This window comes from Micromonospora sp. M51, assembly GCF_018070305.1.
GTDB classification, from domain to species: domain Bacteria; phylum Actinomycetota; class Actinomycetes; order Mycobacteriales; family Micromonosporaceae; genus Micromonospora; species Micromonospora parva.
The window spans coordinates 1-4,108 of sequence record NZ_JAGPXZ010000571.1 but is presented as its reverse complement, the minus strand read 5'-3'; the positions used below and the strand labels follow the sequence as shown (position 1 = coordinate 4,108).

5 protein-coding genes are annotated in these 4,108 nt (G+C 71.8%); 4 read left to right on the top strand and 1 reads right to left on the bottom strand.

Annotation, left to right across the window (positions count from 1 at the left end; genetic code table 11):
• A partial coding sequence (locus tag KBX53_RS24695) for an ABC transporter substrate-binding protein (protein WP_210861916.1) occupies positions 1 to 644 on the bottom strand: 644 nt, incomplete at its 3' end.
• A gap of 160 nt (positions 645 to 804) precedes the next feature.
• Between KBX53_RS24695 and KBX53_RS24690 the strand changes: the two genes are divergently transcribed.
• The 4 genes from KBX53_RS24690 to KBX53_RS24675 form a co-directional block, all read left to right on the top strand.
• The gene (locus KBX53_RS24690; RefSeq protein ID WP_210861914.1) at positions 805 to 1,551 is read left to right on the top strand and encodes an SDR family NAD(P)-dependent oxidoreductase; all 747 of its coding nucleotides are present in this window, start codon (positions 805 to 807) and stop codon (positions 1,549 to 1,551) included.
• A gap of 35 nt (positions 1,552 to 1,586) precedes the next feature.
• Positions 1,587 to 2,297, top strand: coding sequence for a FadR/GntR family transcriptional regulator (locus tag KBX53_RS24685; RefSeq protein ID WP_030329469.1), 711 nt, complete (start codon positions 1,587 to 1,589; stop codon positions 2,295 to 2,297).
• The gene (gene dgoD / locus KBX53_RS24680) at positions 2,294 to 3,439 is read left to right on the top strand and encodes a galactonate dehydratase (RefSeq protein ID WP_210861911.1); all 1,146 of its coding nucleotides are present in this window, start codon (positions 2,294 to 2,296) and stop codon (positions 3,437 to 3,439) included. Before KBX53_RS24685 ends, dgoD begins: the two co-directional genes overlap by 4 nt.
• The coding region (locus KBX53_RS24675) for a hypothetical protein (protein ID WP_210861909.1) at positions 3,436 to 4,108 on the top strand (673 nt) is incomplete at its 3' end. The genes dgoD and KBX53_RS24675, both read left to right, overlap by 4 nt.

Below are 4,108 nucleotides of genomic sequence, written 5' to 3'. Positions count from 1 at the left end.
TCGTCGCACCTGGCCGCGGCCACCCACGGGGTGTCGCCGAGGCCGATGCCGATGGGCGGGATGCCCTTGCTCTTCAACGTCTCGCAGAGGGCCAGGAACTCGGTCCAGTTCTTCGGCTCCTGCACGCCCCACTTGGCGAAGTTGGACTTGCGGTAGAAGAAGCCCCACCAGTAGTTGTTCATCGGCACGAAGATCTGCTTGCCGCTGGCGTCGGTGGAGAGCGTACGCAGCGACTGCGGGTAGTCGCCCAGTGACTTCCAGACATCGGAGACGTCCAGCAGCAGGTTCTTGCTGGCGTAGTCGTTGGCGACCGAGCCCGCGTACCAGGTGTAGAGGTCCGGCGGGTTGGCCGAGGTCAGGTAGGTCGGCAGCTGGGTCCGGAAGGTCTCCGAGGCGATCGTGTTGAGGCTCGCCGTGCCCTTGCCCTGCCCGTTGAAGGTCTCGATCAGCTTCTCCATCGCGGCCTTGGCCTGCGGCGAGGAGAGGTTCGACTGGATGGTGACCGCGCCCGAGCCGCTGCTCGTCGTCGGCCCGCTGGCGGAGCTGGCGCACGCGCTGAGGAACGAGCTGGCGCCGAGCGCGCCCAGGCCGGCGAGCCCGAGGTGGCCAAGGAATCGCCGGCGACCGGGGTCGAAGTCGCTCACGGAGGTATCCCTTCCTTTACGACACGTAGCGTTACGGCGCGATGTGTCGTCCATGTGAATGCTGTGACGAGAAGGTTGCATCGACCCTCGCCGGCTGTCAAGATATCTTCGTAATTAATGATTAGACGAGACCACGGTGAGGGGTCAGGTGGATCAGCCTATGCACCGGCTTGATGGCAAGAACGCGCTGGTCACCGGCGCTATGGGCGGGATCGGTGCGGCCATCGCCCGACGGCTCGCCGCCGAGGGGGCAGCGGTCGCCCTGCTCGACGTGGCAGACACCGCGCCGCTGGCCGAGGAATTGACGGCGCGAGGCGACCGCGCACTGTCCGTAGTGGGCGATGTCAGCGACGAGGGTGACTGGACGGCCGCCGTGAATGCCGTACGGGACCACCTCGGCCCGGTCGACATCCTGGTCAGCACCGCGTACGCCGTGCAGGTCGCCCCGGCCCACGAAACCAGCCGACAGTCCTGGGACCACCAGCTCGGCGTCAGCCTCACCGGCTCGTTCCTCGGCGTCCGCGCCTGCCTGGACGACCTGCGGGCCCGCTCCGGCGCGGTGGTGCTGATCTCCTCGGTGCACGCGCTGGTCGGGTTGCCCGGCCGGCCCGCGTACGCCGCCGCCAAGGGTGGCCTGGTCGCACTCGGCCGCCAACTCGCCGTGGAGTACGGCCCGCAGGTCCGGGTCAACACCGTGCTGCCCGGGCCGATCCTCACCGCAGCCTGGGCCGACGTGTCCGAAGAGGACCGGCAGCGCAGCGTGGCGGAGACCGTCGCGAAGCGTTTCGGCACACCGGACGAGGTGGCCGCGACGGTCGCCTTCCTCGCCTCGCCGGACGCCGCCTACATCACCGGCGCGAGCCTCGTGGTGGACGGTGGCTGGACAGCGGTGAAAGCCTCGGCCTGAGAGATCGATACCGACCAGCGAAAAGGCCAGGAGCATTGGCACAGTACGCACGCCGCGGCGTCCACGGGCAGACCGTCGAAGCGATCGCCCGTCGCATCCTCACCGGCGAGATCCCCGCCGGCGCGACCCTGAACATCGTCGCGTTGCAGGAGGAGTTCGACGTCAGCCTCACCGCGCTCCGCGAGGCGCTGAAGGTCCTCTCGGCCAAGGGCATCGTCGACGCCCGACAGAAGCGCGGCACCTTCGTCCGACCCCGGGCGGACTGGAACCTGCTCGACGGCGACGTGATCCGGTGGCAGTTCGCCGAGGGCACCGACCAGCGGTTGCTCGACCAACTGCACGAGGTACGCGCCATCATCGAGCCGGCCGCCGCCCGGCTGGCCGCCACCCGCGCCACCACTGACGACCTGACCGCCCTCGACCGGGCACTGGACGAGATGGCCCAGGCCAACGGCGATCCCGCCGCCGCCATCGCCGCCGACCTCGCCTTCCACCGCGCGCTGCTCACCGCCACCCACAACGAGCTGCTGGAACGGATGGAGGTGGTGATGGAGACCGGGCTCGCCGAACGGGACCGGCTGGTGCACGGCGGCACCCCGCACGACGACCCGGTGCCCAGCCACCGCGCGGTGGTCGACGCGCTGCGCGACCGGGACGAGACAGCGGCCGAGACCGCGATGCGTCAGTTGCTGGACAAGGCCGTCCGCGACGTCGAGAAGGTACGGGGACGAAGGGGCAGTCAGTGAAGATCGAGCGGATCGAGACCTTCCTGGTCGCGCCACGGTGGTTGTTCTGCCGGGTGGAGACCGACGACGGGCTGGTCGGGTGGGGTGAGCCGGTGGTCGAGGGCCGCGCCGAGGTGGTGCGCAGCGCGGTCGAGGTGCTCTCCGAATATCTGATCGGCGCGGACCCCCTGCGCGTCGAGCAGCACTGGCAGGTGCTCACCAAGGGCGGTTTCTACCGGGGCGGGCCAATCCTCTCCAGCGCGGTCGCCGGTCTCGACCAGGCGCTCTGGGACATCGCCGGGCAGGCGTACGGGGCACCGGTGCACGCGCTGCTCGGCGGGCCCGTCCGGGACCGGGTGCGGATCTACTCGTGGATCGGTGGGGACGAGCCCGACGAGGTGGCCGACGCCGCCGCCGCGCAGGTCGCCGCCGGCCTCACCGGAGTCAAGATGAACGCCTGCGGGCGGCTCTCCCCGATTCCCACCTCGGCCGAGGTGGACGCCGTCGTCGGCCGGGTGGCCGCGGCCCGCGAGGTGCTCGGCCCCGACCGGGACATCGCCGTGGACTTCCACGGTCGCGCCGGAATGGCCGCCGTCCGCCGGATCCTGCCCGAACTGGCCGCCCTGCGCCCGTTCTTCGTGGAGGAGCCGGTCCTGCCCGACCAGGCCCACCACCTGCCCGACATCGTGGCCAGCACGCCGATCCCGGTGGCCACCGGCGAGCGGCTCTACGGTCGGTCCGAGTTCCTCGGCCCGTTGCAGGCCGGGGTCGCCGTGGTCCAACCGGACCTCTCGCACGCCGGTGGGATCTCCGAGGTCCGCCGGATCGCGGCACTCGCCGAGACGTACGGCGCGCTGCTCGCCCCGCACTGCCCGCTCGGCCCGATCTCCCTGGCGGCCAGCCTCCAGGTGGCCTTCGCGACGCCGAACTTCCTGATCCAGGAACAGAGCATCGGCATCCACTACAACGCCGGCTCGGAGTTGCTGGACTACCTGGTCGACAGGGAGCCGTTCCGGTTCGTGGACGGGCACATCGCCCGCTTCGACCGGCCCGGGTTGGGCATCACCGTCGACGAGACGGCGGTCCGCAAGGCCGCCCAGACCCCGCACGCCTGGCGCAACCCGCTCTGGCAGCACGCCGACGGGTCGTTCGCCGAGTGGTGACCGGTGCACGGCCGGTGCCGCTGCGGGTGGCGTACGACGCGGCGCACGGCGGCCGGTGGACGAGCCTGCGCGGCGGCGGCCGGGAGTGGCTCTGGCGCGGCCCGGAACCCGGCCGGCACGAGGTACGCCCCGGTGCGGCGTTCGTCGACGCCGGTGGGCTGGAGGAGTGCCTCCCCACCGTGCGCGGCGAGCCCGACCACGGCGAGGTGTGGTCGCGGCCGTGGCGCGAAGCGGCCCCCGGCACCGTGGTCGTCGAACGGCCCACGTTCACACTGCGCCGAAGGATCACCGACGACGGTGGCGTGGTGGTGGCCGACTACCGGCTGGCCGCCGACCCCGGGTACCGGTTCGTCTGGGCCGCGCACGCCCTGCTCGGCCTCTCCCCCGACGCCCGCCTCGACGCGCCCGCCGGCACCCCGACCCGGCTGCACCCGGAGGCCGCCGCGCTCCTGCCGCCGGGCGGTTGGCCCGTCGGCGACCCGTGGTTGACCGGGCCGTGGCCGGCTCCGGCCGGGCTGACGCTGGACACCTTCGGCCCGGACGACGGCACGGCGCTCGGCGCGGTGCTGCTCGACTGCCCACGGGTCCAGGTGATCGACGGCACCGACCGGCTGACCCTGGAGCTGGAGTGCGCCGACCAGCCCCGCAGCACGGCCCTCTGGCGCAACC